Raw genomic sequence first — 18,612 nt, 5'->3', positions numbered from 1 at the left:
ATGGGATATCCAATCATCAAGTATAACGGGACGGTTTTATCTCTTAAAAACCCGAAAGTTAAAGTTGTACAGAAAATGAATGAGCATGTGAAAGTCTTTTTGACAGGTGTGTTAACGGGTGCCCAAATGGAAGAATATACAGATCATATGGAAGCAGGGGCGAAGTTAGTTGTATCTTATGTGAATGATGATCATAAACAGATTGTATTATTTCGAGGATTAGTCGCGCAGTTTAGAATCAAGTTGGTGTCCAATGTAGCCCATTTGGTCGTCGAAGCTCTATCCTATACAAGCCAGCTGGATGAAGTGCTTCATAGACAAACTTTTCAAAATGTAAAGATGAAGCTACAAGTATTGCTCGAACATGTGCTCAAATCCTATCCCAAAGCCAATTGTACGAGCCGCTTAAAAGATCAGCTTTTACAGGAATTTACGATGCAATTCGATGAAACAGACTGGTCGTTTTTGAAGCGTATAGCGTCTCGACTCGGTTGGGGACTGATACCTGATCCGATTGGAGAAAAACCTCAGTTTTATTTTGGATTACCGGATGGTGTGAATCAAGGGGAGCTCAAACAGTATAACTACTCCTTGACCAGAAAAACCAAACCAGGTTCCGGCAAGGACGATAACCTTTTGTATTATAAAGTGCAAACGACAGGAGCCAAACATGTCCTACTGCAAATTGGGGCTGAGGTTAAATTTAAAGGGAAAACTTTATACGTCCTGCAGTCTGTGGCGTTTATACGTCATAGTGCTTTGTGGCATGAGTATGTGCTGACTACAGCGGATGGAATGAAGCAGGATTTGATTGTAAATGAGAGCATTCGTGGCATCTCGTTGAAGTCCAAGGTCATTGGAATCGAGCAGGATCATGTGAAGGTTTTCTTTTACGAAATGGACAAGGTCAAGCCGAACGTAAAGGAAACCTACGCTTTTCCAACGGCTACATTTTATACATCGGAAGGAAATACAGGATGGTACTGTATGCCGGAGTTGTTTGACTTTGTAGATATTTACTTTCCGACCGCTAAAGAAAAGGACGCCATTGTAACTCATTCAATCCGCAAGAGATCCAAAGGGGGCGACTTTATTAAGGACCCGTCCACGAAGATCTTTATGACCAAGTACCGCAAAGCCATTATATTTGAGAAAAATGAAATTTTAATCACGGGGAACGACGATGAAGTAGTGATTCGACTGCTAGATGACCATGGCATCGAATTGCGGAGTAAAAAGGACATCCGTGTTAAGGCTGATGGAAACCTAGTACTCAATGCGGGTAACACCATACAAGTCACAGCCAAAGATGCCATCGGTTTAAAATGTAAAACGAGTTTGGTCGAAATGGACGGAAACATCAAAATGACTGGAGAAAAGATAAAGACGCAGTAAATAAAACCACCAAGGGAGGGGAAAAGCATGGCTAAAGTAACTACAGGAGCAATCGTGAATGAGAAAACGCCGACCCAGGAAGATATGGTTCAAGAATGGAAACGTAAAATAAGCAAAGGCGAATATCCTTTTATTTATATAAATCAGCCTCTCGCTCAAAGTGAAAAACGTTAAATAAGTCAGGCAACGAGTAAATAAGGCTCCTTAGGAGCCTTATTTCTATGTTCATCTGTGCAACTTTCACCTAACATACAGTTACAAAGACCTATTCCGCATAAACTATGTACTATGACCAGAAATACTGAATCCAATGACTTTATACTTATTTTTCCTCTCGACTATATCACTCGTAAATAGGATGCACTATAATTATACTACTTCTTAATTTGGGAAAAATTAGACGTTAACATTTATAATAGCCCTTTCTCAGGAAGAAGGGGTCTTGTATTTGGGAACTTCGCTGTCGATAAACCAATCTGGCCCAGAGACGTCGATTACTTCTTTGGTTTTATAACTGTAATAAATAGTAATTTTGCTGTCTTCGTGACCTTTAATGTACCCATACAGATATATTCTTGAGTGGATAGCCGGATCGTCCACAACATAATCTTTTAGTATGAAATCAGCATTATAGTGTTCTTTAATAAATTCCACGCCGATCGGAGTGGCGACGTCTACTAATTCTTTTTTCTCTTTGTCGGACAAGCTGGAACAACCTCCTAAATACATAATAATTAAAATAAGTGCCAGAATCAGTTGGATTTTTCTGTTCAAGTTACAATTCTCCTTTTCTGGTAATCACCTTTTTTCATAACTCTATAATATATTTACACAATAGACAAGGTGGGAATAACTTGACCTACATTAACGACAAAACATATTGGACCATTGCAGATAGAGTGTATGACCGGGATTTGACTGCTAAAGATGCTAAAAGCAGAATTCTTCCTGACTGGAAGATTGTTGAACCTGAAGGTGCTATGCTGCATGACACAAACGGTTCTGGATTCGATGCGACGGTATTCCATAACGAAAAAACCAATCAGGTTATCATCGGTTATAGGGGGACAGAACCTCCAGATCGGCCCAAGTGGAGCGTGGCGATGGACTGGGGGACGGACATCAGCGATGTCGTCGGAGGACGCGCAAAAACGTTGGAAGAAGTCCATCATTATTATGAAAATAATAAGGAAGAGGTGGCTAAACTCCCACCACAAGTGCAAACTGCATTTCTTCAATATGAGGAAAAGTATCAGAATAATCAATTTACACAAGCTCAAAATCTATATGATGTTGTAAAAAAAGAGTATCCTTCTGCTGAGATAACGACCACAGGCCATTCTTTAGGAGGAGCGGAGGCAGAATATGTGGCGGTGCGGAATGGACTGACATCCGTCAGTTATAATCCACCAAGCATTGTACATCTATTACCGGATGATCTTCAAAAGAAGGTAGAAAATGGCGATTTTCGAAAGACGAATGTCGCTTATGTCAACCCGAAAGATACTATTGGTTCGGGAGTTAATGATGCACAGCCACATGTGGGTGCAACCTACTTTATAGACAATGATTATAAGACAGCTAATGCAGCCAAAATCACTGTTCCTGTTTCATTACCAGTCGAAAGAGAAAATAAATGGGCCAACTTTTTTTTGGGACCCAAATGGACTCCCATTGTTTATGTCCCAATTACGTTGCCCATGATGCAGCAAGATGCAATTACCAAGTTCTATAATTCGGTATTGGGTGAAGCAACGCATAGCATGGATCATTTCACATTTGATGAAAATGGCAATATTAGCAATCCGCTGTACACCATGGATGGACAATTGGTAGAAGGAAATCCGCGGGTCCAAGCGTACGAGCAAATGCTGGCTGCGCAGGCAGAGCTCAAGCAAGTCATGGGCGATTTGGTCGAACGCTACGGTGGACAACTGGGTGCCTTCGGTCAGTTTGCTGCTAATGCCCTAGGTGTGAATTTGATGGGAGCAGGCCAACAAAATGGCCGCGCTAATGGTGGAGCTTATTTTGTAGGCAACAAAAATGGGGGTACAATTCAATTAACACCTGAAGAGCTAAAGCATGCGGCTAATCAGATGCGCTCTAGCTTGCATGGATTTTCTAGTGATACCCGTGCGTCCATTCAGTTATTTCAGGCTCATATCGGAACAAGTGAAAGTCAGTCTTTGACCCCGCTTGCGCATAGTGCTACGGCGACACTGGATCGAATTAATCGCTGGTATCAGGAATCGATTACAGAGATAGCAGAGTACATCGATCGCAAGGGTCAGGAATTTACGATGGTGGATCAATAAGAAAGAGCAGCTGGAAGAACACAACGGGAGGCGAAAGAGTTGAGCAGAATATCTTTGAGCCTGGGGGATCTGCGGAGGGCTGTACAGCAGTGCGAGCAGCTAAAGCAAAGACTTCAGCATCAGGAGCAACAGATGAAAACTATATATAGTCGTTTGCAAGACTGGCGGGGTGAATCAGCTGCTGAATTAACACGCAAAATGGAGGCGTTCCTCCAAGGAACCACATTACGGATACACGAGTTGGATGAGCATAAAGAGCAGTTGAAACGTTATATTCGCAAAATGGAAGAAGCTGATCGGCGGGAAGAAAAGCGCAAACGAGCAGCACAATGGTGATTAGGCGTATATCATAGCTAACTTTATGTTGTTGTGCCAGCTACATAACTTAAAAGAACCGTACTATCGCTAGGGGACTTCTGCGGGGTACGGTTTAATGGTGTGTACATAAAAACTACATATATAGTAGAAGAAAAAATATCTCCCGAAATGCGAAAATAGCATCTTTGGAGTCTGTAGCTTGAAGTTGCTGCTATTTTGGAGCATTGTTGTATGGGCTACAGTTGTAAGTTTCATCTGATCAATGGAAATAGCTACTTATTTCCTTTCGTTGTTATCAGCCCTTTGGTAGGATGGATCTAAACCGAGATTTTTGAAGTCGGTAAGTGTAAAAAATGTTCTAAAGCTACAAAGTTCGACATATTGTTCGCTTTTTCGCGATGTATACTATTGAATCAGGGATTTTAGTTTGCTATTTATCGTATATTTATGTATAATCTATCGTGTTGAAAGATTGATTGTACGTAATATGCTGATGAGGGTGGGTTCATGACGCTGCTCGACAGTAACGAAAGCAAGAAGCGGATGTGCCAGATTTACAATGAAGTTTCAAAGGAACTGTTCGGCTTCGGGACCACGCTGTTGCGGGCCACCGTTGAGAACAACATTGTTACCTTTGTAGCGAAGCACCGGCGTTCTCCACGCTCGGCGGCATTGGAAGTGGAAGCCCCCGGCTTGAAGCTGGAAGTGGATTTCCGAATGTCCATGCTGTACAAGAAGAGACTTCGCGAGAAGCTGATTGAGGATATGGAGCTCGATATAGAAGCTTTACTGCGCGATTATGATTCAGCAACGCAGTGGGCCATTACGAACATCATACTGAAAGAATCCTAATAAAATTGGATATTCGGCTTTTCGCTTCGGATCTATCTGAGGGGAGAACCTGTTATAACGCGCAGCGGGATCAACTTATTCTTTGTTTACGAAGAAAAGTATTCTTGTTTTACAAGAGTACTTTTCTTTTTTGTGTCATAAGGTGTGCAGAATAAAAAACAGGGGGAGTTTCATATGAAAAAGTGGTTTAAAGGATTTATGGCTGTGACCTTGGCATCTGTGGTACTGGCAGGTTGCGGCAGCAATGCTACTGGTGGTCAGGCAGATGGAAAAGATGGCTCAGCTGATGGGAAAAAGAAACTAGTTATTTCCACATGGGGCTTCTCCGAGGACTTTTTTAATAAAGAAGTGTACGCGCCTTTTGAAAAGGAGCATAACGTTGATATTGTTGTAGAAATCGGAAATAATGCGGAGCGATTGAACAAAATCAGTCAAGGCAGCACGGATGTCGATCTGATTTATCTGTCTGATTATTATGCCCAACAGGGGATTCAACAAGGGCTATTCGAGAAGTTGGATCGCAGTAAAGTGCCGAATTTGAACCAAATTTATGATATTGCCAAAGCACCGCTGGGTGAGGAATATGGACCTGCTTATACAGTTGGACGCCTCGGTATTGCCTATAATCCGGAGCTGGTGAAAAAAGATGTGACCTCCTGGGCTGATCTGTGGGGCACTGAATTCAAAGGAAACGTGACTCTGCCGAATATTACGGCAACGGCTGGGCCGATGATGGTGGATGCGGCCTCCAAGGTAGCGGGTAGCAAGGAATTTAATGAAGACCAAGCCTTTGGGAAACTGAAAGAGCTGAGTCCGAATATTGTTAAGTTTTATAGTAAAACGTCTGAGTTCGTAAACATGTTTAGCCAGCAGGAAATTGCGGGCGGTCCGATTATGGAAATGTACTTCAAAGATTTGCAGGCAGCTGTGCCAGGGGCGAAATTCGTGGCTCCTAACGAGGGTGCCTACGCAGTAATGAACACAGTTAATGTAGTAAAAGGGTCTGATCAGAAGGAACTGGCTGAGGAGTTCATCAACTGGCAGCTGAGCAAGGAAGTTCAAGAAAAATCCGCCAAAGCAAAGGTTGATTCTCCGGTGAATACACAGGTGGTACTGTCTGGTGCGGATACAGAGGGAATTACGTACGGTGCAGATGTAGTGAATAAGCTGACCAAGCTGGATATGAAATTCGTTAACGATCATATCAAGGCATGGACAGATCGCTGGAACCGGGAAGTTGCACAATAATGAAAAAGATCATATTAGATGTAGATACAGGCATTGATGATGCGTTGGGTATTTTACTTGCGGCCAAAAGTGGTCAGCTGGATATCCAAGCGATTACTACAGTATGCGGTAATGTTTCACTTAAGCAAGCAACACTGAATACATGCAAAATCCTCAACCTGCTGGATAGACCGGATATTCCGGTCTATCGGGGGGCAGAGGCTCCATTAATACGCAAAGGCCTGCACGAGCACCGTGTTCATGGAGAAGACGGCATCGGAGGCGCATTGAGTGGAATAGTCCCAGCCATCTCTGCATCCGAAGGTTTCGCACCGGATATCATCATTGAGACTGTGATGGCTCACTCGGGGGAAGTAACGCTGGTTTGCACCGGACCGCTCACCAATCTGGCGTTGGCGCTGCTGAAGTGTCCCGATCTGACGGATCACGTCCATGAGGTCATTTTTATGGGCGGCGTTATTCACGGATGCGGCAATATCACACCTGTAGCGGAGTATAACATGTACGCTGATCCTGAAGCCGCACGGATCGTATTTCACGCAGGATTTGGTCGATTGATACAAGTGGGGCTGGATGTAACACGGAAGGCGCTGCTGACTGCCGATCATATTGCTCGTCTGACCCGTCCGGAGATTCGTAATTATGTAGCTGAAAGCACGGCTGTGTATACCAAGCGTTATGAAGAACGCAACGGCGTAAAAGCGTGTGCACTTCATGACCCGCTTGCCGTAGGTGTGGCATTAAATTCGAGGTTAGTTGATACCTCGCTGTTATATGTCGACGTGGAAACCTCCAGTCGCATATGTGACGGACAAACGGTAGGCGATGTGCAGAACCGCCTCAATCATAGTCCCAATATGACTGTGTGCGAACAGGTGGACAGCGAAGCTTTTCTGGAACTGTTTATCCAGGTGCTGAACAAGGAATAACATTTTGATAACCGCAAGGAGCTACCCATGAAGAAAACATACTTGTATTGGCTGCTGCTGCCAGGTTTGCTCTTTCTGGCGGTGTTCATGGTCATCCCGATTGTGTTGACGATCGGTTCGACCTTTGTACAGAACAGCTCATTCACCCTAGAAGGCTATCTCCATTTCTTCAAGGACCCTTATTTTCTGAAAATATTGCTGACTACGCTGGAGGTCAGTGTCGTAACGACCCTCGTATGCGTATTGCTCGGTTTTCCGACAGCTTATTATATTTCACAAAAGGCCCCGCGTCGTAAAGGAATTTTGCTGGCGCTGGCTATCTTTCCCTTGTTGACGAGTCCGGTGGTGCGGTCATTCAGCTGGATGGTCATTTTGGGTCGCAAGGGATTACTCAATAACGTGCTCATCAGTTTAGGACTCGTGGATGAACCGCTGAATATTTTGTACACCCCGGCAGCGATGATTATTGGTCTGGTCCATTTGTTTTTACCGCTGATGATCATTTCACTGATTGGTGTGCTTGAAAATATCGACGGTGACCTTGTCCATGCTGCGCAGAGTCTTGGAGCTTCCAGATTCAGCGCATTTCGTAAAATTGTATTCCCGCTGTCTGTTCCGGGTCTGATCATTGGAAGCATTCTTGTTTTCGTAGGCAGCCTGACAGCTTATACGACCCCAGCACTGCTGGGAGGAAAACAGCGGGTTATCGCTACATTTTTGTATCAAAATGCGATGACGCTTAACGACTGGTTTTTAGCTTCTGTTATCGCGACAATTATGATTGCTATTACATTTATCGTGGTCGGTCTCTTAAATAAGGCGGCCCATAAACTCAATCCGAAGGGGTAGGTGGATATGCGGGAGAAACATTACGGACTAGGCTTCTTTAGCCTGCTGGTCTTCATCTTTCTGCTCGGTCCGCTGTTGATCATATCGGTCACTTCTTTCGAGCCGGGCACGGTATTAAAATTTCCTCCGCAGGGCTTTTCCTTGCGCTGGTATGAAAATATTTTTGAAGTGGATTTGTTTATGTCCACATTCAAAACGTCGATTGTCGTCTCTCTGCTGGGCAATATCTTGGCGTTGTTAATCGGTATGCCAGCCGCTTATGCACTTAGTCGGTTTTCCTTTCGCGGGAAGGATGCGCTGAATGCCTTGTTCCTTTCCCCGCTGCTTATACCAGGTATTGTGCTTGGTTTTACATTGCTGCGTTATTTGATCATTGTGTACCATTTACCGGTATACGCTGGACTTTTGATCGGACATACGGTGATTATGCTGCCGTTCATCATTAGAGTCATTGCATCCAGTTTGTCTAACTTTGATTTTGCGATTGAGGAAGCAGCGCTTAGTTTGGGAGCTGGACGGCTGGAAACCTTTTTCAAGGTGGTTCTACCCAACATCCGCTCAGGTATTATTGCGGCTATCCTGATTGCCTTTCTGGAATCATTCAACAATGTCGACATTTCCGTCTTCATGACAGGACCGGGCTTCAGCACCCTGCCTATTCAAATGCTGACTTACGTCGAGAATTACTTTGACCCGACGATTGCAGCGATCTCGGTTATGCTGATGATTTTAACGGGTATCCTGATGTTCTTGATTGAACGACTGATGGGATTGTCTTACTTCACTAAAAGGTAATGGAGGCTTCAACCTTATGGCACTGCTTACTCTGGATCGCGTCTCGGTCGCTTATGACAACCAACTGATCTTGCAGGATTTCGATTTGCAGCTCGAACGGGGGCAATTGCTCTCGTTGCTCGGACCGAGTGGTTGTGGCAAAACGACTACACTTCGTCTTATTGCAGGATTTCTCGAGGCTAAACAAGGAACATTTTTGTTTGGTGATAAGGATTATACCCGGGTTCCAGTGAATAAACGGAACTTCGGTTTTGTATTTCAAAGTTATGCGCTTTTCCCGCATTTGTCAGTTTTTGATAATGTAGCCTTTGGTTTACGCTTGCGTAAAGTAAAAGAAGATGATGTAAAACGACGTGTTATGACTATGCTGGATACGGTTAGCTTGGGGGGATTCGAAAAACGTTTCCCTGGCGAATTATCAGGCGGGCAGCGTCAACGTGTGGCGATTGCACGAGCGCTTGTAATTGAACCCGATCTGCTGTTGTTTGATGAACCTCTGAGTAACTTAGATGCTAACCTGCGTGTGAATATGCGCGTAGAAATCCGCCGTATTCAACAGGAACTGGGCATCACTACCGTATATGTATCGCACGATCAGGAGGAATGTTTTTCGATTTCTGACCAGGTTGCGATTATGAATAAGGGGAACATCGAGCAATTAGATGCTCCATCGACCATTTTTAAATATCCGACGACCGAATTTGTCGCCCGCTTTATTGGGTTTAATAATTTTCTAAGCTTTGACGAGCGCACTGAAGAAGGGGAACGTATTCGACTGAATACAGGCGACCTTTCGTTTAGCGTAGTGCGTAATCAGGGTACAGTCCAACCGGGTGCTCGCCAAGGCGCTATTCGCCCGGATGATTTGGTCATTCGAACTGAAGGCAACGAGACAGGAGAAAATGAGCTTCCCGGTGTCATTAAGGTAAGTACGTACCTAGGACGCAGCTATCAGTATGTGGTAGAGACAGCGAAAGGAAACTTTACGGCTAATCAGGAAATGGATACGCCTTACTTGAGTGGTCAACGGGTTACCCTGCATTTTCCGGCAGACAAAATGGTGCTGGTCCAATAATCAGCGGGTTCGATGAAGGAGATACATCATGCGTGCAGACAAAATGATTTTACAAGTTAAGGTGTATAACAGTTACTACAAGACGTTCGAGGAAGGCAATGTGGCTATACTTGACGGCAAGTTTATGTATATCGGTCAGCGCGGTCTGGAGTCTTTTGAGGCTGCTGAAATTGTGGAGGGGCACGGGAAATATATGATTCCCGGCCTAATCGACATCCATCTGCATATCGAAAGCACAATGGTGACACCAGCAACCTTTTCCTATGGACTCATTCGCAATGGGGTCACGACGATTGTACCAGAACCGCACGAAATGGCGAATGTTTTCGGACTGGAAGGCATTCAGGAAATGATGGAGGCCAGCAAAGATTGCGTGGCTGATATGTTTTACGGGATTCCTAGCTCTGTTCCAGCGACGCCTTTGGAAACCTCAGGGGGTGAAATTGACATCCCTGAAATTGATGCTTTGTTGCAAACAGGTGAGATGATCTGTCTGGGTGAAATTATGAATTATGTGGATGTCATTCGTGATCCGGAGAGCAAGACGAACCGCATCTTACGCCACGTTCGTGAAAACTACCCAGAGCTGATCATTGAAGGCCATACGCCGCAGTTGCTTGATCTGGATCTGCATCAGTTGATCTATGCAGGAATAGGCTCAGACCATACCCACCAAAGCATTGAGGGTATGAAGGCCAGAATGGCCGCCGGGATGTTTATTGAGATCCAGGAAAAATCCATGACCCCTGAGGTGATGGACTATCTCATTCAGGAAGACGTGGCACAACATTTTTGCTTCGTAACGGATGATGTGATGCCGGACTCTTTCGTAGAGCGAGGGCATCTGAACCACATCGTAAGTAAAGCGATCGGGATGGGAATGAAGCCTGAGGATGCGATTTATGCAGCGACGTATACTCCTGCTGCCCGGATGCGTATGCATGACCGCGGGACCATTGCGCCAGGGAAAATAGCCGACTTCGTGCTGCTATCGGATCTGGAGCAATTTGATGTAGAGCAAGTCTATAAGGACGGACTCAAGGTATTCGATAAATTCGAGGAATACCATCAGGCACCGGTAAAAAGTTGCTTTCCCGCCCACTTTTATCAAAGTGTGAAGCTCAATCCGCTTACGGAGCAGGACTTTACTGTAAAGTTGGATGTAGCTGATGGCGCACATCCATGCCGTATTATGATGGTCAAGGATGGATCTACTTTTACAAGCGAACGGATTGCACCTGCACAAGTAGAGCAGGGTGAACTGGTATGGGAACATGGTGAACATGGACTCATTGCTACGTTTGAGCGGTATGGCAAGAACGGCAACCGTGCTTACGGTTTAATCGGGGGAGATACGATTAAACGTGGGGCGGTGGCTACCACCTATTCGCACGATAACCATAACTTGTTGGTCGTGGGGCATAACAAGCAAGATATGATATTGGCCGCGAATACGGTTCTATCCAGCCAAGGGGGCTTTTGCGTAGTTGAAAATGGCAAGGTGCTGTCCCATTTACCGTTAACGGTGGGCGGAATTTTAACAGAAGGACCGCTAGAAATGGTTGCTGCCCATGTGAAGGAACTGCGTTCAGCCTTACTGTCGCTGGGCTATCGCCATTACAATCCAATCATGTCGCTCAGTACTCATTCTTTGCCAGTTAGCCCGGCTTTGAAAATTACCGATCATGGCTTGATTGATGTAAATGCAGGCAAAGTTGTATCCTTAATCGTGGAACCTTCTGAAATATAAGAATAAAAGTAGAGCTGATCCATTGCGGGTCGGCTCTTTTTATTATGTAGCAGACAAAATTAACATCTTGTAGAGGCTAATTGTTGTAACCTATTTATGATGCGTTGGGAGTACTTGATGAATATTAATCAATTGGCAACTTCACATAATCTTCATGATTAAACTCTAATAAAGTGCTTGAAAAACACTAACATAGTGTTATAATTAAAACAGGATTTAGATTAAGTCTAAATTAATTGCTAAATATTTTTTAGCTTTACGCATGGGATTTAGAAGAAAATCAGACACTACTGCTAGCGAGTATCAAGCATCACTCAACTATACTATGAATCATAACGAGAGGGGATTTTACAAATGAGTACATTAAATCATACGAACGCACCTACACAAGAGGCAATTCAAGAACTGCACAAGGCATTGAACCGACACGTGGCTACTTGGTCTGTATTGTACACAAAACTGCATTATTTCCACTGGTATGTAAAAGGACCTAAATTCTTCACACTGCATGCTAAATTCGAGGAGCTTTACAATGAAGCAACAGCTAATCTAGATACGATTGCTGAACGTTTGTTGGCTATTGGCGGCCGTCCTGCTGCGACCTTGAAGGAGCATTTGCAACTGTCAGCTATTCAGGAGTCCGCAGGCGAGCAGACAGCTGAAGATATGGTGAAGTCCGTTGTAGCCGATTTTAAAACGATTACTGTTGAACTGGCTAATGGTATGGAAGCAGCAGAAGCGGCACAGGACAAAGCGACAGAGGATCTTCTGAATGGCTTGAGAGAAGAAATGGATAAACATATCTGGATGCTTAGCGCATATCTGGGATAAGTTTCTGGGAGTGTTTTCCACGGATATGGAGATCAGGTGAACAAGATATACATCCCGTTGGTTCCGGCCTGCTACTGGAGTATAATGACAAAGAAGCATGGAAGACCACAGGCTCATAAGGAAGTGAGCTGCCGGGATGGGGTGTAGGTTATGGAAGTGAAACAACAGCTTTTGCATGAAGCGGAGCAGTTTATATATACATGTTATGAGGAGCTGGGTCGAAGCCGCGATAATGCGGAAGCCCGGCTTCTTAATATTCGTCACGACATAGAGACTACTGGAACATACGATCATACTTACGAAGAGCTGGAACACGGGGCACTTATGGCTTGGCGGAATAGCAATCGTTGTATCGGTCGATTGTTTTGGGACAAGCTATTGGTCAGGGATGCACGTGGAGCGTCAGATGCGACGCAAGTAGTTCACGAGCTATTGGAGCATATCCGTATAGGAACGAACGGCGGTAAAATTAAGCCAACGCTTACTGTATTTCGCGCCTCCCAGCCGGGACAGCCGAATATTCGTATCTGGAACCATCAACTCATTCGTTACGCTGGATATGAAACGGATCAAGGGGTCATCGGGGATCCAATCTCGGTGGATTTCACCAATGCTTGTAGGGATATGGGGTGGCAAGGAGCGATGACTGCTTTTGATGTATTGCCGCTGGTTGTGGAAGCGGGGGGTCAGCCTCCCAAGTTCTTTGATATTCCTGAACATTTGGTGATGGAGGTGCCTATTGAGCATCCAGAACTCTCTTGTATAGCCACTCTGGGATTGCGCTGGTATGCTGTGCCTATGATTTCGGATATGACACTGGAGATTGGCGGTATCATCTATACAGCAGCTCCGTTTAACGGCTGGTATATGGGGACAGAGATCGGTGCCCGTAATTTTGCGGATACCTTCCGTTATAATATGTTGCCACAGGTGGCAAAACTGATGGGGCTGGATACGACGAGTGAAACAACGCTATGGCGTGATCGGGCGCTGGTGGAGTTGAACATTGCTGTGCTGCATTCTTTTAAAAAAGCGGGGGTCAGCATTGTTGACCATCATACCGCAGCGGCCCAATTTAAGTTGTTTGAGGAACGGGAAGCCAAGGCTGGCCGCGCACTGACAGGTAATTGGACGTGGTTGATTCCACCATTATCCCCAGCAACCACACATATTTTTCATAGTTCTTACGATAATCGGCTTGTGAAGCCGAATTTTGGAGTTCAGGAAAAGCCGTATATGACGAGACAGGCTAAACCAACAACAGATGTAGCGCTGCCGGAAAAGCCGCAAGGTTGTCCTTTTCATTCTGGTTAACCTAACGGGAGACTAATTGCTGGATCAGGAATCCGGTTTATCCCCGACAACGATCAATAGGGTCGCGATCGGCCCTATAAGTAGTGAGAGCGCAAACCAGTTAAGTCTGCTCCGATTTTTGGACTGTGCCAAGCCGGCATTAATAAGGGCAAGTGTTCCCCAGCCTAAATAATAATCTTCTGGCATGGTATTCTCCTTTGTAAAAAGGTATAATATCGTACTATGTATTGTATGAGTACATTCATAATTTCATAAGTTATATCGTAAATATAACTTTATATATCTTGGTTTGAGGAGCGAAGCTAAGTTGGAGAGAAATCAGGCAGAGCGCATTGTCGCTGAGCTTTTGGAACGGGCTGCTATAGGCGTAACAGTGAAGCTGGAGAAACGTTTTCCTGGTGGACGGCTAATTGGGGGCAAATATGCTATGCATGCTCACGCCATTACCATGTATACGGATGTTATTGAAACACAATGTTTACAGATGTTCGGCAGCGCGGATCGAGTTGAGGAGTATTTTACGGTTGTGCTTGCGCATGAGATCGGGCACGCCGCCGATACTGAATTAGAGGGTCTCTCCGATGCGATGGAGCAAGAGAACATGATCGGGACCCGGCAACGGCTTGCGCTGCAAATTGAGGAAAACGCATGGAACTATGCGCTTAGACTGGTGCCTGAAATAGAAGCATCGTTTATTTCTGCCGTAATAGACGAGTCCCTGCTTGCCTATCGAGTCCCGATTATGGAGCAGTCTGACATTGCGTAATAATGAATGATTCCAGAGCCGACAGGCTCTTTTTTTATTATTTTTAACAAACGAGGTGAACGGATAGATTCAAAGGAGCAGCTTTTTAAGCTGTGAGACGCGACCTTGAGACAATTCCAGCATTTCGGCTAATTCTTTTTGAGAGACATTAGGGTATTCCTCCATGAGCTGCTTAAGTTTATTCAGGAGCTCATTCTGATTTCTGTAGCTCCTTCTTTTCTTCGGCTGGACAGGACGTGCTTCACTCAAATGACTGGAGGGATTATCGCTCTTCAGGTTCTCAATACAACTCTTGCATATCAGATGATCTCTGAAATAGCTTAAATGATCAACGGCACCACAAAAATAACAAGAAACCCCCGTATACTTGCGAATCATCAGTCCCTCTGGTGTAATAAAAAAATCGAGAGCATCTCCAATATTAATATTCATAGAGGTGCGCAGTTCTTTGGGTAGCACAATGCGTCCCAAATGGTCTAGTGGTCGTGTCATTCCTGTATTCTTCATCATTTTTCCCCTTTCTTGGAATGCGCTTATGGTTGCTGGAATTGTATGTTATGTATGCTGGAAGTACAAAGCGCTTATATTACAGTTTGTTTTGGTATAGCTATCCTAAAAAAAGCTCCGGCATGACGAACAATTACGTCTGCCGGAGCTTGGTGCAGCCAATGAATCTAAGATGTCATGTCGAATTACTGTGGGTTGGTTGTCCAAATGCCGGCTACTTTTAATTGAACCCGTGGCGGCAGCTTCAATGCAGCTAATGTCAGATCGGCCAAATCCTGCGGCTGAAGCATGCGGTCCTCGTCACCAATATTCAATCCCGCATTTACCGCCAATTCTGTATTGACCGTGCTTGGAGTCAGCGCGGTTACCCGAATATTGGATTTGCGAACTTCCTGCATCAGTGCTTCCGTGAAGCCCATCAAAGCAAATTTGGATGCGCAATATGCCGAGCCTGTTGCAAAACCTCGTTCCCCTGCTGTGGAGGAAATGTTAATAATATTTCCGCTCTGTTGCGCCAGCATGCTTGGAAGAGCGGCGTGTGTAACATAATAGGTTCCCATCAGGTTTACGCGAATAATACGTTCCCACTCTTCGGGGTCCATATCTGCGACTGTGCCGAAGGTGGCGATGCCTGCATTGTTGATCAAAATATCGACGGCACCCAGCTCATGCTCCAGTGAAGCTACAGCAGCAGCGGCCTGTGTACGATCCGATATATCTGCAACAGCACTCACCACTTTCACACCGTATGTACTCCCCAGTGAATCCTGCAGCTTTTGTAGGTCGGTCAATGTGCGTGAGATTAACCCCAGATTAACGCCTTCCTTGGCCAAGGTCTCGGCAATTGCCTTGCCGATTCCTTTGCTGGCTCCTGTAATAATGGCTGTTTTGTTTTTAAGTTCCATCCAGTCTCCTCCTTATCACTATATAACGTGGTTGTGCATCTGAGCACATGGTTACATTATACTAGGTTAAACCCCTAGAACCAAACTTCGCCTGATGAGACATTATGTAGTAGCCTCCTATTTGGAAATATCAATATCCCCTGAAGTGGTTTCGACCTTGATCACGCTCGCGGCGCCGGGAACAGATTCGGGAGTGTTTATGCTTCCAGAGTCAGAGTGGACATTATAGACACCTTTAAAATCGGGAGCCTGCTTAATATTTACATCACCGGAATCAGAATTCACTTCCAAGTTGGATACGGTGCGTTGCGTAATATTAGATTCCCCTGAGGTTAGGGATAGAAGGCCGTTACCGCTATAATCGCGGATGGTGACATCTCCTGAAGTAAGCTTTAGCTCCATATCTGCTGTAAGCTGATTGGCTATAAAGTTACCGGATGTTAGATTTGCGATCAGGTGGGTACTTCGGAGGTTTGTAATCTCGGCAGTGCCTGAGGTAGCAGTAATAGAAGTATTCTCCACGGAGGCATCTTGAAGTTTTACATTTCCTGAATGTGTATCTACCTGCAGATCAGCTAGTGTTTCCCCAGCAGGCATCTCTACAGTAATCGTTTGATCCAAATCAGGGGTAAACGAAAAGAATGACAAGGAAGGGGCCGGCTTCGATTGAATGGTAAGCTTACCGTTCTCAATTCGGGCATTATGAATCTGGTCGGCTACTTTTGTCTGAACTTCTCCGCTGATGCGTATCGTACCTTGGTCGCCAGAGCCAGGAGTGAACAAAATAGAAACATCATCAGAACTGTCCACTTTCAGGTTTTGAAGCTGACCACGTGTAAATGTCCATTTTTTATTTATAGCTGTTGTTTCTTTCATTACTTGTTGATTCCATGGAGCGCCGTAGACCACCATTCCGGCTACACCGATGACAATGCACAACCCAGCTGCAATAAACCACTTTTTATTCATGTTGTTAGTAAGCTCCCCTCAGGGTAGTCTGATTCCATTTCCAGTATCGCACTGTGCCCTTTACCATAAGGAGTAGGAGATAACGTACCCCAGGCAGCAGCAATAGCCCCATACCTGTTAACGTGATGGAGAAGAAGAATTTGGTTGGGTAAAAGGTGCTGTTGAGCGCATAATCAGTGACGGCGAGTAGAGGGGCTGCAACGAAACTGACCGCCACTGCGGTTAATGAAGCCCATACCGCCCATAGGGTAGCTAGAATCGGGATGGAAATCAACAAGTTGAGAAACAGCAGCCCTAAGAAAGTAAAAAGATTGCGTGCGAAGCTTCCTTGGCGAAGTGGAGGGGAAGCGTTCCAGCCTACATTGGGAACATCCAATGCTTCTCGGGCAATATCCTCTGGGTTCCCCAACTCATGGGCAATTTCAGTTTCGCTTTTTCCATTGGCCAAGCCGTAGTCAAAATGCTGGCTCAAATCACTAAGCAACTCATGGCGTACCTCTGCAGGGAGAGGAGATAGGCGCTGCTCCACCTCTGTAAGAAACTGTTTTCTATTCATCAGGATCTCCTTCCTTCAGTAGGCTTGCGACATGATGGACAAAATCATTCCATTCCCGTGTAAGTAATCTTGTATAATGGCTGCCGGTATCGGTCAGCCGGTAATATTTACGGGGCGGGCCCTCGGTCGATTCCTGTAAATACGTCGTGCAGTATCCCTCGGATACCAGACGGCGAAGCAGTGGATATAGGGCTCCCTCTGCTACTTCGATATGACGGGAGACGGCTTGAGCCAATTCGTAGCCATAGCGGTCTCTACGTCCAATTAGAACTAGAACGCATAGTTCCAGTACCCCTTTTTTGAATTGGATGTTCACATTCACGAGCGATGCTCCCTTCCTGATGTAATCATAATTCATAGGTGTCGTTCGGAATAAGGGGAAGAAACGTGTGTTTGTGCATAATTTGTCACGGGTACTAATTATAAATCAGTAGTCAGGTATAATTTAACATCATGTACTGATTAATGCAAGGTACTAAATTTTTAATAATAAAATATTCGGGTCAAAATGGGCCGGTTTTCTTTCTTGAAGGCTTACACGAATAGCAAATCTTGTAGAATAAAGTAGTTTTATTTGGAAATTCCTCGATTTCTGGCTGGAAACACCCACAGAATGTTACTTTAATTTCATTCATTAAAATGATAGATTGTAAAGTGTTCAATAGAGCTAAAGATTACCTATTATAAAGAGGTGGATAAAGGATGGACTGGAAGCACTGGTATAGGGAATTGGAACAGGATGATGAGACTTGGGATGTGTCGGAGGAGGTTGTACTGCGTGGTGTGGTACATCTTGATTTTTGCGGGCATCCGTCGGAGGTAGAAGTCGAATTTATCGTGGGAGCCGACTCTGAAGAACAGGCACAGGCTATAGAAGAACCTACGGAACCTCAGAGAAAGACATGGGAGAAGTATATGGCATGTTCGTCAGCGATCCATCCTCAAGTATTGGAGTCCATATACCATCATTATGTAGACATCGTGGAAAAGTATCGGAAGGCATACAGCTTATGGGGAGAGGACCCTAATGAATATGCGCCTTATGTGGAGCGACCAGAGCAATTGCTGGATCGAATGCAGCTTATATCTATACTGATTTCCGACTCATCGGAAAAGGATGAACTATATTTGAATTTTAATTGTTCCTGGGATCGAGAGCATGGCTTAGGCGTACATCTGAAGCAGCTAAAAATCGAGCATATTCAAGGTTTATATACATTATATGACTTGGAATAAAT

General features: G+C 44.8%; 22 protein-coding genes. 15 read left to right on the top strand and 7 right to left on the bottom strand.

Going from position 1 to position 18,612, the window contains the following annotated elements; all coding sequences use genetic code 11:
* The gene (locus tag MMB75_RS13230; protein ID WP_277507933.1) at positions 1-1,395 is read left to right on the top strand and encodes a hypothetical protein; all 1,395 of its coding nucleotides are present in this window, start codon (positions 1-3) and stop codon (positions 1,393-1,395) included.
* 27 nt (positions 1,396-1,422) lie between these two features.
* A complete protein-coding gene (locus tag MMB75_RS13225; RefSeq protein WP_016822753.1) occupies positions 1,423-1,569 on the top strand; it encodes a hypothetical protein in 147 nt (48 codons plus the stop codon).
* A gap of 252 nt (positions 1,570-1,821) precedes the next feature.
* On the opposite strand, the gene MMB75_RS13220 is transcribed toward MMB75_RS13225, so the two are convergent.
* Positions 1,822-2,169, bottom strand: a complete 348-nt coding sequence (locus MMB75_RS13220; RefSeq protein ID WP_016822754.1) for a hypothetical protein — start codon at positions 2,167-2,169, stop codon at positions 1,822-1,824.
* Positions 2,170-2,249: 80 nt separating this feature from the next.
* Here MMB75_RS13220 and MMB75_RS13215 point away from each other — a divergent pair, with 80 nt between their 5' ends.
* The 11 genes from MMB75_RS13215 to MMB75_RS13165 all read left to right on the top strand — a co-directional run bounded on the left by MMB75_RS13215 (position 2,250) and on the right by MMB75_RS13165 (position 13,671).
* Positions 2,250-3,710 (top strand): lipase family protein, encoded by a 1,461-nt coding sequence (locus tag MMB75_RS13215; RefSeq protein ID WP_038978173.1) that lies wholly within the window; start codon positions 2,250-2,252, stop codon positions 3,708-3,710.
* 39 nt (positions 3,711-3,749) lie between these two features.
* On the top strand, positions 3,750-4,046 hold the full coding sequence (locus MMB75_RS13210) for a WXG100 family type VII secretion target (protein WP_017428620.1): 297 nt from the start codon (positions 3,750-3,752) through the stop codon (positions 4,044-4,046).
* A 489-nt stretch (positions 4,047-4,535) separates the two neighbouring features.
* Positions 4,536-4,880, top strand: coding sequence for a hypothetical protein (locus tag MMB75_RS13205; RefSeq protein WP_013373571.1), 345 nt, complete (start codon positions 4,536-4,538; stop codon positions 4,878-4,880).
* 174 nt (positions 4,881-5,054) lie between these two features.
* Complete coding sequence (locus tag MMB75_RS13200; protein WP_017428619.1) at positions 5,055-6,128, top strand: ABC transporter substrate-binding protein; 1,074 nt, start codon at positions 5,055-5,057, stop codon at positions 6,126-6,128.
* Positions 6,128-7,057, top strand: a complete 930-nt coding sequence (locus MMB75_RS13195; RefSeq protein WP_277507932.1) for a nucleoside hydrolase — start codon at positions 6,128-6,130, stop codon at positions 7,055-7,057. Before MMB75_RS13200 ends, MMB75_RS13195 begins: the two co-directional genes overlap by 1 nt.
* Positions 7,058-7,084: 27 nt before the next feature.
* A complete protein-coding gene (locus tag MMB75_RS13190) occupies positions 7,085-7,906 on the top strand; it encodes an ABC transporter permease (protein WP_016822759.1) in 822 nt (273 codons plus the stop codon).
* 6 nt (positions 7,907-7,912) lie between these two features.
* Positions 7,913-8,701 carry an ABC transporter permease gene (locus tag MMB75_RS13185; protein ID WP_013312456.1) on the top strand — a complete coding sequence of 263 codons (789 nt, stop codon included), beginning with the start codon at positions 7,913-7,915 and terminating at the stop codon, positions 8,699-8,701.
* A gap of 16 nt (positions 8,702-8,717) precedes the next feature.
* Entirely contained in the window at positions 8,718-9,776 is a 1,059-nt protein-coding gene (locus tag MMB75_RS13180; RefSeq protein ID WP_017428616.1) for an ABC transporter ATP-binding protein, read from the top strand.
* Positions 9,777-9,804: 28 nt separating this feature from the next.
* Positions 9,805-11,526: an adenine deaminase C-terminal domain-containing protein gene (locus tag MMB75_RS13175; protein ID WP_045244688.1), complete on the top strand. Its 1,722-nt coding sequence runs from the start codon at positions 9,805-9,807 to the stop codon at positions 11,524-11,526.
* Positions 11,527-11,880: 354 nt separating this feature from the next.
* Positions 11,881-12,357 carry a Dps family protein gene (locus MMB75_RS13170; protein ID WP_017428614.1) on the top strand — a complete coding sequence of 159 codons (477 nt, stop codon included), beginning with the start codon at positions 11,881-11,883 and terminating at the stop codon, positions 12,355-12,357.
* Between the two features lie 150 nt (positions 12,358-12,507).
* Positions 12,508-13,671: a nitric oxide synthase oxygenase gene (locus tag MMB75_RS13165; protein ID WP_277507931.1), complete on the top strand. Its 1,164-nt coding sequence runs from the start codon at positions 12,508-12,510 to the stop codon at positions 13,669-13,671.
* A gap of 24 nt (positions 13,672-13,695) precedes the next feature.
* Here MMB75_RS13165 and MMB75_RS13160 read toward each other — a convergent pair whose 3' ends face one another.
* Entirely contained in the window at positions 13,696-13,857 is a 162-nt protein-coding gene (locus tag MMB75_RS13160; RefSeq protein WP_017428612.1) for a hypothetical protein, read from the bottom strand.
* Between the two features lie 121 nt (positions 13,858-13,978).
* Here MMB75_RS13160 and MMB75_RS13155 point away from each other — a divergent pair, with 121 nt between their 5' ends.
* Positions 13,979-14,437 carry a hypothetical protein gene (locus MMB75_RS13155; RefSeq protein ID WP_019688890.1) on the top strand — a complete coding sequence of 153 codons (459 nt, stop codon included), beginning with the start codon at positions 13,979-13,981 and terminating at the stop codon, positions 14,435-14,437.
* Between the two features lie 69 nt (positions 14,438-14,506).
* Here the strand turns inward: MMB75_RS13155 and MMB75_RS13150 are convergent, their stop codons facing one another.
* The 5 genes from MMB75_RS13150 to MMB75_RS13130 all read right to left on the bottom strand — a co-directional run bounded on the left by MMB75_RS13150 (position 14,507) and on the right by MMB75_RS13130 (position 17,696).
* Positions 14,507-14,944, bottom strand: coding sequence for an AbrB/MazE/SpoVT family DNA-binding domain-containing protein (locus MMB75_RS13150; protein WP_013373561.1), 438 nt, complete (start codon positions 14,942-14,944; stop codon positions 14,507-14,509).
* Positions 14,945-15,129: 185 nt separating this feature from the next.
* Positions 15,130-15,849, bottom strand: a complete 720-nt coding sequence (locus MMB75_RS13145; protein WP_016822765.1) for a 3-ketoacyl-ACP reductase — start codon at positions 15,847-15,849, stop codon at positions 15,130-15,132.
* Positions 15,850-15,966: 117 nt separating this feature from the next.
* Entirely contained in the window at positions 15,967-16,818 is an 852-nt protein-coding gene (locus MMB75_RS13140) for a DUF4097 family beta strand repeat-containing protein (RefSeq protein ID WP_277507930.1), read from the bottom strand.
* A 4-nt stretch (positions 16,819-16,822) separates the two neighbouring features.
* Positions 16,823-17,374 carry a DUF1700 domain-containing protein gene (locus MMB75_RS13135; protein ID WP_017428577.1) on the bottom strand — a complete coding sequence of 184 codons (552 nt, stop codon included), beginning with the start codon at positions 17,372-17,374 and terminating at the stop codon, positions 16,823-16,825.
* Positions 17,367-17,696, bottom strand: coding sequence for a PadR family transcriptional regulator (locus tag MMB75_RS13130; RefSeq protein ID WP_016822768.1), 330 nt, complete (start codon positions 17,694-17,696; stop codon positions 17,367-17,369). Before MMB75_RS13130 ends, MMB75_RS13135 begins: the two co-directional genes overlap by 8 nt.
* 380 nt (positions 17,697-18,076) lie before the next feature.
* Here MMB75_RS13130 and MMB75_RS13125 point away from each other — a divergent pair, with 380 nt between their 5' ends.
* Positions 18,077-18,610: a DUF6985 domain-containing protein gene (locus tag MMB75_RS13125; RefSeq protein WP_016822769.1), complete on the top strand. Its 534-nt coding sequence runs from the start codon at positions 18,077-18,079 to the stop codon at positions 18,608-18,610.
* The last annotated feature ends 2 nt before the right edge of the window (positions 18,611-18,612 follow it).

This window comes from Paenibacillus sp. P2(2022) (genome assembly GCF_029522175.1).
Lineage (GTDB): Bacteria > Bacillota > Bacilli > Paenibacillales > Paenibacillaceae > Paenibacillus > Paenibacillus polymyxa.
The sequence above is the reverse complement of the archived record's forward strand: the minus strand, read 5'-3'. Positions and strand labels throughout refer to the sequence as shown.

What these genes read in the sequence shown, in the direction of transcription:
- MMB75_RS13230 (WP_277507933.1), top strand. Translation starts at nt 1, where the DNA reads ATGGGATATCCAATCATCAAGTATAACGGGACGGTTTTATCTCTTAAA.
- MMB75_RS13225 (WP_016822753.1), top strand. Translation starts at nt 1,423, where the DNA reads ATGGCTAAAGTAACTACAGGAGCAATCGTGAATGAGAAAACGCCGACC.
- MMB75_RS13205 (WP_013373571.1), top strand. Translation starts at nt 4,536, where the DNA reads ATGACGCTGCTCGACAGTAACGAAAGCAAGAAGCGGATGTGCCAGATT.
- MMB75_RS13200 (WP_017428619.1), top strand. Translation starts at nt 5,055, where the DNA reads ATGAAAAAGTGGTTTAAAGGATTTATGGCTGTGACCTTGGCATCTGTG.
- MMB75_RS13195 (WP_277507932.1), top strand. Translation starts at nt 6,128, where the DNA reads ATGAAAAAGATCATATTAGATGTAGATACAGGCATTGATGATGCGTTG.
- MMB75_RS13190 (WP_016822759.1), top strand. Translation starts at nt 7,085, where the DNA reads ATGAAGAAAACATACTTGTATTGGCTGCTGCTGCCAGGTTTGCTCTTT.
- MMB75_RS13185 (WP_013312456.1), top strand. Translation starts at nt 7,913, where the DNA reads ATGCGGGAGAAACATTACGGACTAGGCTTCTTTAGCCTGCTGGTCTTC.
- MMB75_RS13180 (WP_017428616.1), top strand. Translation starts at nt 8,718, where the DNA reads ATGGCACTGCTTACTCTGGATCGCGTCTCGGTCGCTTATGACAACCAA.
- MMB75_RS13175 (WP_045244688.1), top strand. Translation starts at nt 9,805, where the DNA reads ATGCGTGCAGACAAAATGATTTTACAAGTTAAGGTGTATAACAGTTAC.
- MMB75_RS13170 (WP_017428614.1), top strand. Translation starts at nt 11,881, where the DNA reads ATGAGTACATTAAATCATACGAACGCACCTACACAAGAGGCAATTCAA.
- MMB75_RS13165 (WP_277507931.1), top strand. Translation starts at nt 12,508, where the DNA reads ATGGAAGTGAAACAACAGCTTTTGCATGAAGCGGAGCAGTTTATATAT.
- MMB75_RS13160 (WP_017428612.1), bottom strand. Translation starts at nt 13,857, where the DNA reads ATGCCAGAAGATTATTATTTAGGCTGGGGAACACTTGCCCTTATTAAT.
- MMB75_RS13150 (WP_013373561.1), bottom strand. Translation starts at nt 14,944, where the DNA reads ATGAAGAATACAGGAATGACACGACCACTAGACCATTTGGGACGCATT.
- MMB75_RS13145 (WP_016822765.1), bottom strand. Translation starts at nt 15,849, where the DNA reads ATGGAACTTAAAAACAAAACAGCCATTATTACAGGAGCCAGCAAAGGA.
- MMB75_RS13140 (WP_277507930.1), bottom strand. Translation starts at nt 16,818, where the DNA reads ATGAATAAAAAGTGGTTTATTGCAGCTGGGTTGTGCATTGTCATCGGT.
- MMB75_RS13135 (WP_017428577.1), bottom strand. Translation starts at nt 17,374, where the DNA reads ATGAATAGAAAACAGTTTCTTACAGAGGTGGAGCAGCGCCTATCTCCT.
- MMB75_RS13125 (WP_016822769.1), top strand. Translation starts at nt 18,077, where the DNA reads ATGGACTGGAAGCACTGGTATAGGGAATTGGAACAGGATGATGAGACT.